General features: G+C 47.5%; 15 protein-coding genes and 2 pseudogenes. 16 read left to right on the top strand and 1 reads right to left on the bottom strand.

Translation table 11 applies throughout. The features are described from left to right. Positions 1 to 74 precede the first annotated feature (74 nt). From H9644_RS20290 to phrB, 12 genes and pseudogenes are all read left to right on the top strand, one after another. Positions 75 to 914 (top strand): DUF4123 domain-containing protein, encoded by an 840-nt coding sequence (locus H9644_RS20290; protein ID WP_105289157.1) that lies wholly within the window; start codon positions 75 to 77, stop codon positions 912 to 914. A 9-nt stretch (positions 915 to 923) separates the two neighbouring features. Continuing rightward, positions 924 to 2,480 (top strand): hypothetical protein, encoded by a 1,557-nt coding sequence (locus H9644_RS20285; protein ID WP_064528931.1) that lies wholly within the window; start codon positions 924 to 926, stop codon positions 2,478 to 2,480. A 62-nt stretch (positions 2,481 to 2,542) separates the two neighbouring features. Beyond that, positions 2,543 to 3,544, top strand: a complete 1,002-nt coding sequence (locus tag H9644_RS20280; RefSeq protein ID WP_064529093.1) for a hypothetical protein — start codon at positions 2,543 to 2,545, stop codon at positions 3,542 to 3,544. Between the two features lie 15 nt (positions 3,545 to 3,559). Further along, positions 3,560 to 3,844: a type VI secretion system PAAR protein gene (locus H9644_RS20275; RefSeq protein ID WP_101943208.1), complete on the top strand. Its 285-nt coding sequence runs from the start codon at positions 3,560 to 3,562 to the stop codon at positions 3,842 to 3,844. Positions 3,845 to 3,862: 18 nt separating this feature from the next. Then, a pseudogene (locus H9644_RS20270) lies at positions 3,863 to 4,102 on the top strand (type VI secretion system tip protein VgrG); the annotation flags it as partial. Further along, positions 4,101 to 4,652: pseudogene (locus H9644_RS20265) on the top strand (bacteriophage T4 gp5 trimerisation domain-containing protein); the annotation flags it as partial. The pseudogenes H9644_RS20270 and H9644_RS20265, both read left to right, overlap by 2 nt. A 156-nt stretch (positions 4,653 to 4,808) precedes the next feature. Then, complete coding sequence (locus H9644_RS21670) at positions 4,809 to 6,020, top strand: hypothetical protein (RefSeq protein ID WP_225221489.1); 1,212 nt, start codon at positions 4,809 to 4,811, stop codon at positions 6,018 to 6,020. Further along, a complete protein-coding gene (locus H9644_RS20260) occupies positions 6,020 to 6,313 on the top strand; it encodes an EF-hand domain-containing protein (protein ID WP_225221488.1) in 294 nt (97 codons plus the stop codon). Before H9644_RS21670 ends, H9644_RS20260 begins: the two co-directional genes overlap by 1 nt. Before the next feature lie 36 nt (positions 6,314 to 6,349). Then, a complete protein-coding gene (locus H9644_RS20255; RefSeq protein ID WP_225567294.1) occupies positions 6,350 to 6,961 on the top strand; it encodes an N-acetylmuramidase family protein in 612 nt (203 codons plus the stop codon). Positions 6,962 to 7,694: 733 nt separating this feature from the next. Next, positions 7,695 to 8,831, top strand: a complete 1,137-nt coding sequence (locus H9644_RS20250) for an ISAs1 family transposase (RefSeq protein ID WP_191776310.1) — start codon at positions 7,695 to 7,697, stop codon at positions 8,829 to 8,831. 150 nt (positions 8,832 to 8,981) lie between these two features. Beyond that, positions 8,982 to 9,491 (top strand): YbgA family protein, encoded by a 510-nt coding sequence (locus tag H9644_RS20245; RefSeq protein ID WP_064528928.1) that lies wholly within the window; start codon positions 8,982 to 8,984, stop codon positions 9,489 to 9,491. Then, positions 9,488 to 10,906 carry a deoxyribodipyrimidine photo-lyase gene (gene phrB / locus H9644_RS20240; RefSeq protein ID WP_064528927.1) on the top strand — a complete coding sequence of 473 codons (1,419 nt, stop codon included), beginning with the start codon at positions 9,488 to 9,490 and terminating at the stop codon, positions 10,904 to 10,906. Before H9644_RS20245 ends, phrB begins: the two co-directional genes overlap by 4 nt. A 137-nt stretch (positions 10,907 to 11,043) precedes the next feature. Here the strand turns inward: phrB and dtpD are convergent, their stop codons facing one another. Beyond that, positions 11,044 to 12,525: a dipeptide permease DtpD gene (gene dtpD / locus H9644_RS20235; protein ID WP_064528926.1), complete on the bottom strand. Its 1,482-nt coding sequence runs from the start codon at positions 12,523 to 12,525 to the stop codon at positions 11,044 to 11,046. Between the two features lie 270 nt (positions 12,526 to 12,795). Here dtpD and ybgI point away from each other — a divergent pair, with 270 nt between their 5' ends. From ybgI to pxpA, 4 genes are read left to right on the top strand one after another with little or no spacing between them, the layout of a single operon-like run. Next, on the top strand, positions 12,796 to 13,539 hold the full coding sequence (gene ybgI / locus H9644_RS20230; RefSeq protein ID WP_191776316.1) for a radiation resistance protein YbgI: 744 nt from the start codon (positions 12,796 to 12,798) through the stop codon (positions 13,537 to 13,539). Between the two features lie 22 nt (positions 13,540 to 13,561). Further along, entirely contained in the window at positions 13,562 to 14,218 is a 657-nt protein-coding gene (pxpB, locus tag H9644_RS20225) for a 5-oxoprolinase subunit PxpB (protein WP_064528925.1), read from the top strand. After that, complete coding sequence (gene pxpC, locus H9644_RS20220; RefSeq protein ID WP_064528924.1) at positions 14,212 to 15,144, top strand: 5-oxoprolinase subunit PxpC; 933 nt, start codon at positions 14,212 to 14,214, stop codon at positions 15,142 to 15,144. The genes pxpB and pxpC overlap by 7 nt, the downstream gene beginning before the upstream one ends. Further along, positions 15,134 to 15,868 (top strand): 5-oxoprolinase subunit PxpA, encoded by a 735-nt coding sequence (gene pxpA / locus H9644_RS20215; protein WP_191776308.1) that lies wholly within the window; start codon positions 15,134 to 15,136, stop codon positions 15,866 to 15,868. The genes pxpC and pxpA overlap by 11 nt, the downstream gene beginning before the upstream one ends. The last annotated feature ends 32 nt before the right edge of the window (positions 15,869 to 15,900 follow it).

The following is a 15,900-nucleotide window of genomic DNA, read 5'->3' as shown; positions in this document are numbered from 1 at the left end:
CGCCCGGTGATCCTGAAAGCCGCAGCCGGGAGTGGTTCGATGTTTGTGGCGCACTGCCCGAAGGAGGATAAGTGATGAAAACGGCACCCATACAGTACGCCATTGTTGATGGTGCTGTGGAGGAAGGACTGCTGGATTTTTTACAGGAAAAAAAACCTCCACACTGCTGCTTATTTCCGCCGCCTGTACAACCAGATTTAGAGGCGTTGGCTCCTTGGCTGGTGGAGGTAACGCCGGAAGTGACTGCGTGGCTGGGTACGAAAGATACACCGTGGGGAATATATGTCTCCTCATACAGTAAAATCCATGTAGTGCTGCAGCATTTTCGCCGTTATCTGTGGGTTAATATACCTGAAAGAAGCAAACCAGTTTTGTTCCGGTTTTATGACCCACGGAACATATGGTCGCTGGTCAGCGTACTGACCCCACGGGAGTTACTTTTGTTTATTGACCCAATAGATAAAATCAGCACCTGGTATGCAGGAGAAGAGCGGGAAGATAACTTTTCATCACTTCGTCGACCTGATGCCAGAAGAATACCATCGAAAAATAACACCATACTGACATTCAGCCACAGACAATATGAAAACCTTAACAGGCAGGCTCAGAATAATTACATTCAGAAATTAACTCGGTATATTCATAATTATTATACATCATCCAATTATTTTTCTGACAAAGATTACGCATGCATAAATCGACAGGCTGAAGATTATTTTTTACTTTGTCAGTCTCTGGATATTACCGACGATCGTTCTGTCAGAGGGATTGTATTTTTACTATTAAAAAACACCATAACCGATAGTACCAATATTCCCCAGCAATGGCTGGATATACTGAGTAATAAGGAAAGGCCCGCATACAACCGGGTTGAAATGTTACTTTTACAGGAGCTGGGATTTATACCTCAGTAAGGGAACTATATGACAACACCTTCAGCAACTGCCGGAAAGGTCTGTGTGGAGTGCAATATACCAGACACATGCTTACTGGATATAATTACTGATTTCCCCAACAATAAAGAACATCATACATGGTCAAAAGAAGGTTCTATTTATTTAAATTTACTGGATGAAGGCGATGGATGTGATGGAACCATTACTATCATTAGTAAATGCAATAAAAGTGGATGTCCGGTGGCATGGATGGAGGAGATTGCAGGAGGAACATCTGAATCACTGACATCTGATGGAGTTCCGAATAAAGTCAAGTTATCTTACAAAGGACAAGAGTCATGCTTAACAAATATAACAGATATAATAGATTGTTTTTTTCCGCCATATTATTATTTAACTTCAATCATCCCTCCAGCAAGTTTTTCAGAGGGGCCAGCCACATATATTGTGGTTGCAAATGGATGTTACGAGTGGGGGCAGTATGTTACAATATATGTTCAGCCAACTATTGAACTCCGTGCGAGTTTAGGTTTAAGTTATGAATTAGGCGCTGATATAAAAGAGAGGAGCATCAAAGAACGCAGAGATGAACGGATAAAGTCTCGCTTAACGATGGAAAACACAAAACCTAAAAATGGTAATAAACTACGTGATGGCTGGACATATGCAACAGATAAATTTAAGTTAACTAATTCATTAGATATGACTTTTGATTATGGATTAAAAATATGTAACACTGAATATACAGAAGAATATAAAAAAAATATCAAAAATAAAATTACAACAGCATCATCAATACACTCCAGTTCGATTGATAAACTATTGGGTTGTGTAAATAAATATTTTGCACCAGATCCTGATAATAACAATAAAACTCGTGAATATGAAGTATTTAGTACAAATCTAGAGCCGGTAACATTGGGGGTCTCATATGCTTATCAATATACAGATGTTCATGATGGTCCTTGTCATTTTTTTGGTCTATATGGAGAACCCTTATTAGAAGGTGGTTTAAGGTTTGATATCATTCAGTTTATATGTGCTTATTGTAAAATAGATCATCTTGCAAATAAATGCAGAAAATACTTAGACAAGCATGGTGTTAGCGTCGAGTGTTATATTGAAATACTTTTAGGTATTAATATTAACTTAGGTGTTTCATATAAAAGTAAAAATGATGAATGGTCCATTGGTATATTAGAAAAAAACCAGCTTTACTTAGGTATAAAAGGGGTTGTTAGTGCAACATTTGAAGCAGAAGTAATGTGTGTCGAATTAAGTCTCGGGGCCGAAGGCCGCATCGAGGCCAAGGCTGGATTTGAGGTAGACTCTCATGATGATGGAATTGACCTTGTAGGCTATCACGATGGTATTAAAGGATATTTTGCGTTTTCGTACGATGTGGCATTTGCCGATGGCGACGATGGAAAAGAAGAACAAGGCACCTCTACTCATGAAAATAAAACAGAAACAGAGTGGCAGTTGGCAGATCCCCTCAAAGCGAGTGAATCTCCATTGCGGGCTAACCTATATGGAAAAATCCGACAAATTTCCAAACCAGCTATAACACCTCCCTCAAATTAATATTTTAATTCAACCAAGGAAAATTACTGAACTCATCAATCATGTATATGAAAAGGAAAAATATGAAAACCATATTGCCATTATTAATGTATTTATTAACTGGAGGCGTCATGATTTCGTCTAGCGATGCAATTGGAAGTGAAAAGAAAATTCGTAGTCTTTTTGATATAAAATATGCTTTTTGTTCTATAAAAACCAATGGTGTTTTAGGAATGGATAATCGTAAATCTGCATATGCGGGTAGAGGAGGGGGGAGTTCCAGCACTAATGCTATGATGTTTCTTGAAAATGGTGAGAATGAGATAAGCTTGGAAATTGGTGCATTAGGGTGGTTTTCAAGAGAAAACATTAGCGATCAAGAACGTTCACATTTCAACACACAATCTGGATGTAAAGTAGATTTAGTACGAATAGATAAACAAAACCAAGTAAATCTAGCATCAATAAATGTAACTATCAACAAAGATGGTATTCCTGAAGTTAACTCAAACGATAAGAGTACGATTATACGGAAGAAGATATTTGCAGAACAAGCGATACCTGGCCATATAGAACCTAAATTTTATTGGGAAAAATATTACCCACCCCAAATGATAGTTTATCAATTTACAAAAAAAATCAATATAAGCGGCATACCAGAATGGCAGTGGATACACGCGACCCCATTTAATGGTAGCGATGAGCAAATGCAAAAATTACGTGTGGCATATATAAAAATGGCTGATGTCATTAATAATAGAGATCGAGAAAAATTAAAAAAAATCAGCCAAATAGCTCTTAAGGCATGGTCTACAACCACAGGGGATAGTGAGGATGATATACTACTATCACTCTACCCTAAAGATAAACTAGAGGGAGGCATAGCTAAAATCGATCCTATAAAATGGGATAATTATGAAGTTAGAGTCATGAATAATGGAAGAATGGTTCAGCTATATAATAAATCTGAGCCAAGATATTCTCCTTTAACATACCATTATGTTAACAAAAAAGGTAACAATGCAATAAACTACTTCGCACCAATATTTTCTTTAATTAATGGGGAATTTGTGCCCGTTATTTAATTTTGGAGAACCAGAATGCCCTTAGCCGCCAAACTCACCGACAAAGGTACCCGGCATGACGGTTATTATGAGACCGTCATCACTGCCGGGTCATCCACCGTTTTTATCGATGGTCTCCCCGCAGCCCGTCAGGGAGATCCGCTGACGCCGCATGATAAACCGAAGCATCCCCCTCATCCCCGTAAAATCGCCAGAGGTTCTTCAACCGTCTTTATTGACGGCCTGCCCGCCGCCAGAACCGGCGATGCCATCGACTGTGGGGGTGTGGTCATTGGTGGCGGTACGGTAAATATAGGCTGATATGTCTGAGAGGTATTTATGTCCTTAAAAGGTCTTCGCTTTACGCTGGAGGTTGACGGCCAGGAGCCGGACACCTTTGCAGTGGTGAATTTCAGGTTAATCCAGAACCAGTCTTATCCGTTTGTGATGAGTGTGGATGTTGCCAGCGACTCGTTTATGCAGACGGCGGAGATGCTGCTGGAGAAGAAGGCGATGCTGACCATCTGGCAGGGCGTCATCCCGCTGCGTTATGTCACAGGCGTGGTGGCAGGCTTTGGTAACGGTGGCGAATGACCGGTGTATCACGATACGTAATGACCAGACGCTGAAGGCGACGAATGACCGGACGGTGAGCGTGAGTCACGATGACGGACTGTATGTCAGAAATGACCGTAAGGTGACAGTAGAAGGGAAGCAGGAGCACAAAACGACGGGGAACCATATCAGCCTGGTGGAGGGGAAGCACAGCCTGGAGGTGAAGGGCGACCTGGCGGAAAAGGTGAGCGGTGCGCTGGGAATGAAGGTCCGGGATGAAATCGTACTGGAGAGCGTCGGTAAAATCACGCTGAAAGTGGGTGGTTCGTTTGTGGTCATCCATTCAGGCGGAGTGGACATCGTCGGGCCGAAAATCAATCTCAATAGCGGTGGTAGTCCGGGAACGCCGGTGCCGACGTTACGACCGGCGGTGCTGAAGGCGCTGAAAGAAGATGATAATGGCGGACCTGGAACTGAAGGGGCGGAGCCGCCACGGAAAAATGTACAGGAAGCCTTTGATCCTCCCCGGCAGGATAAGGTACCGCCACAACGGCCTGGAAGATTCTCACGATAAGGACTGAACATGAAAATCAGCTATCCCATCAGGGATAAAGAAGGCAAAGAGTTCCGCTCACTGGATGAGATAATGCGGCTTATTGACGCAGAAGCGCACGTAACCTAGCTGCTGGGTGGAAACGGGCTGTGGCACGGCGGGATACATATCAGTGACGTGTCTAATCCGTTATCAGCCCTGAAACCGGATACCGCCGCTACCGGGGAGCCGGTTCCTCTTCAGTTTATGGTCGATGGCACTATTGCGGCATACCGGATAAACAATGATTATCTGAAGGCCCCCTATAAAGGGCAGGAGCTCCGTTACAGCAGCACATTTGTTCTGGTGAAATCGCAGTGCCAGCCAGACCCGCAAAAGGAAGAAAGCTGGCTGGATTTTTACTGCCTCTATATGCATCTGGCCCCGGTGAACGATTATCCCGGCTCCCCCTGTTATAAAGTTAAAACCGGGCATGGCGGCATATTGCTGCATCAATACGTCCCGGGAAAGAACGGTCTTCCGGAAGGGCAGGAAAGCGGAGATCATGCCACGTACCGGATACCCCCGAAAATCAGCGGAAACAGGACGCTTAATGCGGGAGATCGGTTTGTGTCATCCCGGACCGGACGTTTTTACGTGACCAATAACGGCCAGCCGGTTCTGACGACATTCGGACTGGTTCGCCTGCTGGAAGGCGATAAACCGGGGAATGAGCAGTACTGGGTGACCCTGGCTCCGGAACTGATGGAGTCAGATGGCGAAATACAGATGCTGATGCCTGAGTGGATGCAGAAGGCGAAGGCGAAAGGCATTTTTGACTCGGTACAGACGGTCGACGAAACGGAAGAGTGGAAGGTCAGTGCCGGAACACCGGTCGGATTTATGGGATGTGAGGATTATCCCGGCGAGGGAAGCGGTGAAATTGAGTGCGAGTGGTTCGTCCATCTGGAGGTTCTGAGTACAGACCCGAATATGCCAAAGTTCTTATCCAACCCGGCAGGCGTTAAGGGAGAAAAACGGACTGTTCTGGTACCAAAAGGGATAATTTTATACACCCGTCAGGCCGTTTCGGGACAGGAGGTATTTACCGCAACCGCAGCCACACTGGGTGCTCAGCGCGTTCTTCCGCGGGAAGCCACGACACCGGTTACGGATGAATCGCAGCAGTGGTGGTTTAATATCACCGGAACCGGCTGGCTGCCACAGAAGGATGTTGAAGAGGCCGGGCAGTACGATTTACTGAAGCTGGGTTTTCAGCCGCTGGAGGAGAACAGCAGCGGTGATATGACGTACAGCCCGTACGAAGGATGGGTGCCGGAAGCGTTTGACTCAATAAGCCGTGCCGCAGAACAGGGAGATGAGTGGCAGTATGAGCAGGTACCGCCCTGATGGCGGAGATGGATCAGGATGGTGATGGAAAAGTGACGGAGGAAGAGATCAGACAGGCGCTGGTCGTGCGTGAACCACTGGTGAGAAATGTGGTGAATCATCTGACAGTCAGACACCACAGTGAATGGTACGGCGGGCGCTCGACGGGGCGGTGGGAAGGATTTTATAAAGATCTGGACACTGATGAAGTGGCATATTGTGAAAAGTGGCAGCTGGATATGGAGTGGATGAGCGGGGTGTCGCCTTTTAATAGTGATGAGCCGGTATGGCATTTTCATCCGGTGGTGTTTTAAAATGCAATTAATAATAGCAACTACCCAAAAACTTTTGTGAATAATGAACTTGTTCCATTAGAATTTTTACGATTTTATAACGGCGATACCATTGAAGATGCAGACTATGAAAATGCTGCAAGGACACTAGAATGCGAAGTGGCTGCAATTAAAGCTGTTGCAAAATCTGAAACCGGTGGTTCCGGTAGCTATTTTAAATTTGAACAAGAAGATGATTATGTCCCCTCAATTCTTTTTGAAAGACATCATTTTCATCGATATACGAATGGTGTATATGATTCTCAGCCTGATATTTCTAACAGACGTTCTGGCGGTTATGGAACATGGTCTGAGCAATATCAAAAATTACTTCGTGCATATGCTTTAGATAAGCAAGTTGCGCTTAAATCGGCATCGTGGGGAAAATTTCAGATATTGGCTTCAAATTATCAGGTTGCCGGTTGTTCTTCGTCCGAAGAATTTGTGATGTCGATTTCAGAGTCAGAGAAAAATCATCTGGTGGCATTTATTAACCTCATAAAAGCTAATCCTGTATTATTACGTGCTATTAGAGATAAAGATTGGCTTAATTTCGCTCTAAATTATAATGGACAAAGTCAGCGAGGGTACGACGACAGAATGAGGGTTAATTATGAGCAATATAGATAGGGTGCTGATTTTTATTGTTTTATCTGGAATCCCCTGGACTCTATGCGCAGAGGATAGTTATTTTTTATGTAATACAACTAAAGGGACTTTGTCATTGACAGGTGTTGATAAAAAATTGATTTATGAAATGAATAATCAGCATGGAAATAAATTTCAATTCATTTCAGAGGGGCCAGTATATTCAGGGTTTTTATATAACCATTACTCCAGATTTCAAGTGGATTACTTGAGTATTAGTTTCATTCAAAGTGGATATAAGTACTCGGTGTTTAGTAATTACGACAGCGGTAATAATATGCGGGGGGGAGCGTCATTGATATGAAAACAAAGAAAGAGTATGTGTATAATTGTAAAGATTATAAAGTGGATAGGCTTTATAATCTGGAAAAAAAACTTCAATGTGATATTAATAGTGCACTAGGTTGTCAGTAAATTATATCTTATAACGTTCGGGGATACGATTTACTGAAGCTGGGTTTTCAGCCGCTGGAGGAGAACAGCAGCGGTGATATGACGTACAGCCCGTACGGAGGATGGGTGCCGGAAGCGTTTGGCTCAATAAGCCGTGCAGCAGAACAGGGAGATGAGTCAGGGAAAGATCACGTAACGCTGCTTTATTGTACTAAATGATTCGCATTTTATGTTCAAAAATTGAGATATTCCTTATTACCTAAAACTGTTTTTCATAGCTTATATATAATCAAATACTCCTTGCATAAATAAGGAGAGCAAAATGGAAATTAAAAAATTGATGGAACATATTTCTATTATTCCCAATTACAGACAAGCCTGGAAAGTGGAACATAAATTGTCAGATATTCTACTGTTGACTATTTGCGCCGTCATTTCTGGTGCAGAGGGATGGGAAGATATAGAGGATTTTGGGGAAACACATCTCGATTTTTTAAAACAATATGGTGATTTTGAAAATGGTATTCCTGTTCACGATACCATTGCCAGAGTTGTATCCTGTATCAGTCCTGCAAAATTTCACGAGTGCTTTATTAACTGGATGCGTGACTGCCATTCATCAAATGATAAAGACGTCATTGCAATTGATGGAAAAACACTCCGGCACTCGCATGATAAAAGTCGTCGCAGGGGAGCTATTCACGTTATTAGTGCGTTCTCAACTATGCACAGTCTGGTTCTCGGACAGATCAAGACGGATGAGAAATCTAATGAGATTACAGCTATCCCTGAACTTCTTAACATGTTGGATATTAAAGGAAAAATTATCACGACTGATGCGATGGGTTGCCAGAAAGATATTGCAGAGAAGATACAAAAACAGGGAGGTGATTATTTATTTGCTGTAAAAGGAAATCAGGGGCGGCTTAATAAAGCCTTTGAGGAAAAATTCCCGCTGAAAGAATTAAATAATCCAGAGCATGACAGTTACGCAATTAGTGAAAAAAGTCACGGCAGAGAAGAAATTCGTCTGCATATTGTTTGCGACGTCCCGGATGAACTTATTGATTTCACGTTTGAATGGAAAGGGCTGAAGAAATTATGCATGGCAGTCTCATTTCGCTCAATAACAACAGAACAAAAGAAAGAGCCCGAAATGATGGTCAGATATTATATCAGATCTGCTGATTTAACCGCAGAGAAGATTGCGACAGCGATTCGAAATCACTGGAACGTGGAGAATAAGCTGCACTGGCGCCTTGACGAGGTAATGAATGAAGACGACTGCAAAATAAGAAGAGGAAACGCAGCAGAATTATTTTCAGGTATACGGCACATCGCTATTAATATTTTGGCGAAAGATAAGGTATTCAAGGCTGGGTTAAGACGTAAGATGAGAAAAGCATCTATGGACATAGACTACCTCGCGTCAGTCCTTGCGGGGTGCGGGCTTTCGTAATCTTGCCCTGGGGTAAGAAATTAAATCTTCCCGGATTTTTATTATTTAATTCTCGTTTAGCACACTCACGCATTCCTACAACAGGATTAGCCCCACAAATCTCATTCCCCATCGTCTACACTTACTCCTGTAAACCGTTCAGGAGCAGTAATGGATCACCAACTATTAGATGACAGCACCCTTATCCGCATTTTTGTTTTGCATGAGTTACATAATCTCAAAGAGCGAGGCTTAACGCGCGGGGCGCTTCTCGATTATCACAGCCGCTATAAGCTCGTATTTCTGGCTCATTCCCAGCCTGAGTACCGCAAACTTGGCCCGTTTGTGGCTGATATTCACCAGTGGCAAAATCTTAATGACTATTACAACCAGTACCGCCAGCGCGTAATTGTTTTGCTTTCTCACTCCGCCAACTCGCGCGATCACACCAACGTTTTGATGCACGTTCAGGGTTATTTCCGTCCCCATCTTGACTCCACGGAACGGCAGCACCTGGCTGCGCTTATCGACAGTTATCGCCGTGGCGAGCAACCTCTTCTTGCGCCGCTGATGCGTATCAAACACTATATGGCGCTTTACCCTAACGCCTGGCTTTCAGGGCAGCGTTATTTCGAACTTTGGCCGCGTGTTATTAACTTGCGCCATGCAGGAGTTTTATGACCACCCATCTGGTCTGGTTTCGCCAGGATTTACGTCTGCACGATAATCTCGCGCTGGCTGCCGCCTGCCGTAATTCGTCTGCACGTGTGGTGGCGCTGTATATAGCCACACCACGTCAGTGGGCAGCGCATAACATGTCGCCGCGTCAGGCTGAATTTATCAATGCTCAACTTAATGCACTGCAAATTGCACTGGCGGAAAAAAGTATTCCTTTATTATTCCGTGAAGTGGATGACTTTGCCGCCAGCGTCGAAATAGTTAAACAGGTGTGCGAGGAAAACCGCGTTACCCATCTTTTTTATAACTATCAGTATGAAGTGAATGAGCGGGCGCGGGATGTGCAGGTTGAGAGAGCGCTGCGTAACGTGGTGTGTGAAGGATTTGATGACAGCGTGATCCTGTCGCCAGGCGCGGTGATGACCGGCAATCACGAGATGTACAAAGTCTTTACGCCATTTAAAAACGCCTGGTTGAAACGGCTGCGGGAAGGGCTCCCGGAGTGTGTCACTGCACCAAAAGTGCGCCCATGCGGGGCGATAGCAGCAGGCGCGCCAATTGCGCTGAATTATCCCCGTCAGTCTTTCGAAACCGCACATTTTCCGGTGGAAGAAAAAGCAGCGATTGCGCAATTACGCCAGTTTTGCCAGAACGGTGCTGGAGAGTACGAGCAACAGAGAGATTTTCCGGCAGTGGATGGTACCAGCCGTTTGTCCGCCAGCCTGGCAACGGGCGGGTTATCGCCTCGCCAGTGCTTGCATCGCCTGTTGGCGGAACAACCGCAGGCGCTGGAAGGTGGACCGGGTAGTGTCTGGCTTAATGAGTTGATATGGCGCGAGTTTTACCGTCACCTGATAACGTATCACCCATCGCTGTGTAAACATCATCCGTTTATTGCCTGGACCGACCGCGTACAGTGGCAAAGCAATCCCGCGCATTTAAAGGCCTGGCAGGAAGGTAAAACCGGATACCCGATTGTCGATGCCGCCATGCGTCAGCTTAACAGCACTGGCTGGATGCATAACCGTCTGCGGATGATCACAGCCAGCTTTCTGGTGAAAGATTTGTTGATCGACTGGCGGGAAGGGGAGCGGTATTTCATGTCGCAGCTGATTGATGGTGATTTGGCTGCCAATAATGGCGGCTGGCAGTGGGCTGCTTCTACCGGAACCGATGCGGCCCCTTATTTCCGTATCTTTAATCCGACAACTCAGGGCGAGAAATTTGACCGCGAAGGCGAGTTTATCCGCCTGTGGTTACCGGAGTTGCGCGATGTGCCAGGGAAAGCGGTGCATGAACCGTGGAAGTGGGCGGAGAAAACAGGCGTGAAGCTGGATTATCCGCAACCCATTGTCGATCACAAAGAGGTAAGGCTGCGAACGCTGGCAGCGTATGAGGCGGCGAGGAAGGGGAAATAACAGATGCGTCAGGCAATCGTGCCCAGATGCCGGATACGGCGTGAATGCCTTATTCGGCCTACAAAACCTGAAATTTCAACGTGTTTGTAGGCCTGATAAGACGCGTCAGCGTCGCATCAGGCATCGGTGTTGACTTATTAAGACTCCAGTGCCAGTGCGCGGTTTCTGAACTTAAGCGCCTGATACAGCCAAATCATTAGTACCAGTCCCACGCACGCCAGCGCACCCCAGGTGATTTGATCAAACACTTCAATATATGCATTGATGGAGTAATTGAGCGCCCCGGAAGCATCAAACGAAGCTTGCGATGTCTGATCGGCAATGATGCCCGCCAGATAGTTAGCAATCGCGCCGGAAAGCAGCATGTAAATGCCGGTTAATACGCCGGTCACGCCGGGGATTTCAATGCGCGTAATTTGCGACATGGCAACCGGGTCGATAAACAGTTCCGCAAAGCCCATCACCGCCAGGCCTAACACCATCAGTGGCAGAGAAGAATGACCATACATTGCAGACCAGCGGGCGCTTAAGCTCAGAATGCAGAACCCGGCGCTCATCAGGCCGAGGCCAAGAGCAAACTTCCCCCAAATGCGCACGGTACGATTACCCGCGACGCTCTCTTTTACCACCCACGCCAGGAACACTCCGCACAGCATGACCGCGAAGGCATTAATCGACTGGAACATAGCGGTCGGAACGGTATAACCAAACATATCGCGATTAACGAAACGGTCGATATAGAGGCTGATTGAGCTGCCGCCCTGTTGCGCGAAGGCCCAGAACAACATACTGAAGAAGGTGATCGTCACAATCAGCCCCAGCTCTTTACGCTGTTTCTGGTTTTCTGCTTTACGATAAATTTTCGCTAGTACGCCAAGGCCAATAATAGTAGCGACAATTAAGGCGTATACCGACCACTCTTTCCAGAACAACACGGTAATCAGCGCAGGCGTTGCGACCAGCAGAACCAGCAACCATCCCCAGTTTGGCAGAAGAAAGTTTGTCGCACGCAGCACCGTTTTGTTAACGCCGCGGGTATGAGCAAAATGACGATTGCCACATAAGAAAATGACCAGACCCGCGATCATCCCAACCGCTGCCAGGCCAAAGCCCATTGCCCAGCTGTACTCTTCCTGAGCGTAGCCACAGGCGATAGGGGCGATAATTGACCCCACGTTACCCGCCGCATACATCAGCGAGAAACCGCCATCACGACGTGGATCGGTCGGTTCATACAGTTCACCAAGCAGACAACTGACGTTGGATTTAAACAAGCCATAGCCACAAACGATAATCGCCAGCGACAGATAGAGGAATGTCGGGTGGATTTCACTGGCACCCAGCACCACATGCCCGACAGCCATCAACAATGCCCCCAGCATTACCGCCATGCGGTTGCCGAGCACTTTGTCCGCCAGAAAACCGCCGAGGATCGGCGTGACATACACCAGCGAACAGTAGGCGCTAAATAGCTCGTAAGCGTGGGTGTCGTTGTATTTCAGTTGATTGGTGAGATAGAGAATCAGCAAGGCACGCATGCCGTAAAAGCTAAAATATTCCCAGATTTGCAGCGCGACAACGTAGTAGATAGCGCGCGGCTGTGATGCGTGTTTATTCATAGTAATTCCGCGGTTGGATGCGACACCACGTAATAGTTGCGCGGCGTGCGTGTGTTTCCTTAAAGTTAAAACTTTGATACAGATCTGATTATTTATGCAATATGCTGTCTGATTGCATAAATATACATGAACTATGCATTTATGAGATAAACAATTTGCGCCTTTTGGCGATGGGTTTGTTTCTTAATATGTCGAAAGATTGGCTATCGACGAACAGGCGAGGTAACGCTATGTTAACGGAGTAGCTATCAGAATATGGAAGGCGCAATGATGAAAAACACCGAACTGGAACAACTGATTAATGAGAAATTGAACAGCGCGGCGATAAGTGATTACGCGCCGAATGGTTTGCAGGTGGAAGGCAAAGAGACGGTGCAAAAAATTGTTACCGGTGTCACCGCCAGCCAGGCGCTACTCGATGAAGCGGTACGCCTGGGCGCGGATGCGGTCATTGTGCATCATGGTTATTTCTGGAAAGGGGAATCGCCAGTAATTCGCGGTATGAAGCGTAACCGCTTAAAAACATTGTTGGCGAATGATATCAACCTGTATGGCTGGCATCTGCCGTTGGACGCGCATCCTGAGCTTGGCAATAACGCACAGCTGGCGGCATTGCTGGGGATTACGGTAATGGGCGAGATCGAACCACTGGTGCTGTGGGGCGAACTGACGATGCCGGTGCCGGGGCTGGAACTGGCATCATGGATTGAAGCGCGTCTGGGACGCAAGCCGTTGTGGTGTGGCGATACCGGACCTGAGGTGGTGAAACGCGTCGCCTGGTGCACCGGTGGCGGACAAAGTTTTATCGATAGCGCCGCCCGTTTTGGCGTGGATGCTTTTATTACTGGCGAAGTTTCTGAACAGACCATTCATTCGGCTCGCGAGCAAGGATTGCATTTTTATGCGGCGGGTCATCACGCTACAGAACGCGGCGGTATTCGCGCGTTGAGTGAGTGGTTGAATGAAAATACCGATCTTGATGTGACCTTTATTGATATTCCTAATCCTGCATAACGAATAGTCAGAGGGATCGAAAGTGCAACGAGCGCGTTGTTATCTGATAGGTGAAACGGCGGTAGTGCTGGAACTGGAACCGCCGGTGACGCTGGCCAGCCAGAAACGGATCTGGCGGCTGGCCCAGCGTCTGGTGGATATGCCGAATGTCGTTGAAGCCATTCCCGGCATGAACAATATCACGGTGATTTTGCGTAATCCTGAGTCGCTGGCGCTGGATGCCATTGAGCGTTTGCAACGCTGGTGGGAGGAGAGTGAGGCGCTGGAACCAGAGTCACGCTATATCGAAATCCCGGTGGTTTACGGCGGCGCAGGCGGGCCGGATCTGGCGGTGGTCGCGGCGCATTGTGGGTTGAGCGAAAAACAGGTCGTTGAACTGCACTCCTCCGTAGAATACGTGGTCTGGTTTTTAGGTTTTCAACCGGGTTTCCCGTATCTCGGGAACTTGCCGGAACAACTACACACGCCGCGACGCGCTGAACCGCGCTTGCTCGTTCCGGCAGGTTCTGTCGGGATCGGCGGGTCGCAGACCGGTGTTTATCCGCTGGCAACGCCGGGTGGCTGGCAGTTGATAGGCCATACCTCGCTCAGTTTGTTTGACCCGGCGCGTGACGAACCTATCTTATTACGTCCGGGAGACAGCGTGCGCTTTGTGCCGCAGAAGGGGGGAGTATGCTGAAGATTATTCGTGCGGGGATGTACACCACCGTGCAGGATGGCGGCCGTCACGGCTTTCGTCAGTCGGGTATCAGCCACTGCGGTGCTCTGGATATGCCTGCGCTACGTATTGCTAACCTGCTGGTGGGCAATGATGCTAACGCGCCTGCACTTGAGATCACGCTCGGTCAGCTAACGGTTGAATTTGAAAGCGATGGCTGGTTTGCCCTGACTGGCGCAGGCTGCGAAGCGCGGTTGGATGATAACGCCGTGTGGACTGGCTGGCGCTTGCCGATGAAAGCAGGCCAGCGTTTAACCCTTAAACGTCCGCAACATGGTGTTCGTAGCTATCTGGCGGTCGCGGGCGGTATTGATGTCCCGCCAGTGATGGGGTCATGTAGTACCGATCTCAAAGTGGGGATTGGCGGGCTGGAAGGGCGTTTACTGAGGGATGGTGACAGGCTTCCCATTGGCAAAGCGAAGCGGGATTTTATGGAAGCACAGGGCGTTAAACAGCTACTGTGGGGCAATCGTATTCGTGCCTTGCCGGGGCCGGAATATCACGAATTTGACCGCGCCTCGCAGGATGCATTCTGGCGTTCGCCCTGGCAACTTAGCCCACAAAGTAACCGGATGGGCTATCGCTTACAGGGGCAAATCTTAAAACGCACCACCGATCGCGAACTGTTATCTCACGGTTTGCTGCCGGGCGTGGTGCAGGTGCCGCATAACGGTCAGCCAATTGTGCTGATGAACGATGCGCAAACTACCGGCGGTTATCCGCGCATTGCCTGCATCATTGAGGCCGACATGTACCATCTGGCGCAAATTCCACTCGGTCAGCCCATTCATTTTGTCCAGAGCTCACTGGAAGAGGCACTGAAAGCGCGGCAAGATCAGCAACGTTATTTCGAACAATTAGCGTGGCGGCTGCACAATGAAGATTGATCTTAACGCCGATCTGGGCGAAGGCTGTGCCAGCGACGCTGAACTGTTAACGCTGGTATCCTCGGCCAATATTGCCTGTGGATTTCATGCAGGCGATGCGCAAACCATGCAGGCTTGCGTGCGTGAAGCAATAAAAAATGGTGTATCGATTGGCGCACACCCGAGTTTTCCCGACAGGGAAAATTTTGGGCGTAGCGCCATGCAACTGCCGCCGGAAACGGTTTACGCTCAGACGCTATACCAGATTGGCGCCCTGGCAGCGATTGCCCGAGCGGAAGGTGGCGTAATACGTCATGTTAAACCCCACGGCATGTTATACAACCAGGCGGCGAAAGATGCACAACTGGCGGACGCCATCGCCAGAGCAATTTACGCTTGCGATCCAACATTGGTTCTTGTTGGACTGGCGGGAAGCGAGCTGATCCGGGCAGGCAAGCGTAATGGCCTGACAACGCGCGAGGAAGTGTTTGCCGATCGCGGATATCAGGCCGACGGCTCGCTGGTGCCGCGAAGCCAGCCGGGCGCGTTGATTGAAGATGAAGAACAGGCGCTGGCGCAAACGCTGGAGATGGTGCAACACGGCAGAGTCAAAAGTATCACCGGAGAATGGGCGAAGGTCACGGCGCAAACGGTCTGTCTGCATGGCGACGGCAAGCACGCACTGGCGTTTGCCCGCCGACTACGCTCTACATTTACCAAAAAGGGGATTGTTGTCGCAGCATAATCCCGCTGAACAAAGAACGAAAAAAGGATATC

The organism is Escherichia whittamii (assembly GCF_014836715.1).
Classification (GTDB): Bacteria; Pseudomonadota; Gammaproteobacteria; order Enterobacterales; family Enterobacteriaceae; genus Escherichia; species Escherichia whittamii.
This window is presented reverse-complemented; position numbering and strand designations above follow the sequence as displayed.

Coding starts and splice junctions, on each gene's coding strand:
- H9644_RS20290 (WP_105289157.1), top strand. CDS start 75: ATGAAAACGGCACCCATACAGTACGCCATTGTTGATGGTGCTGTGGAG.
- H9644_RS20285 (WP_064528931.1), top strand. CDS start 924: ATGACAACACCTTCAGCAACTGCCGGAAAGGTCTGTGTGGAGTGCAAT.
- H9644_RS20280 (WP_064529093.1), top strand. CDS start 2,543: ATGAAAACCATATTGCCATTATTAATGTATTTATTAACTGGAGGCGTC.
- H9644_RS20275 (WP_101943208.1), top strand. CDS start 3,560: ATGCCCTTAGCCGCCAAACTCACCGACAAAGGTACCCGGCATGACGGT.
- H9644_RS20260 (WP_225221488.1), top strand. CDS start 6,020: ATGGCGGAGATGGATCAGGATGGTGATGGAAAAGTGACGGAGGAAGAG.
- H9644_RS20250 (WP_191776310.1), top strand. CDS start 7,695: ATGGAAATTAAAAAATTGATGGAACATATTTCTATTATTCCCAATTAC.
- H9644_RS20245 (WP_064528928.1), top strand. CDS start 8,982: ATGGATCACCAACTATTAGATGACAGCACCCTTATCCGCATTTTTGTT.
- phrB (WP_064528927.1), top strand. CDS start 9,488: ATGACCACCCATCTGGTCTGGTTTCGCCAGGATTTACGTCTGCACGAT.
- dtpD (WP_064528926.1), bottom strand. CDS start 12,525: ATGAATAAACACGCATCACAGCCGCGCGCTATCTACTACGTTGTCGCG.
- ybgI (WP_191776316.1), top strand. CDS start 12,796: ATGAAAAACACCGAACTGGAACAACTGATTAATGAGAAATTGAACAGC.
- pxpC (WP_064528924.1), top strand. CDS start 14,212: ATGCTGAAGATTATTCGTGCGGGGATGTACACCACCGTGCAGGATGGC.
- pxpA (WP_191776308.1), top strand. CDS start 15,134: ATGAAGATTGATCTTAACGCCGATCTGGGCGAAGGCTGTGCCAGCGAC.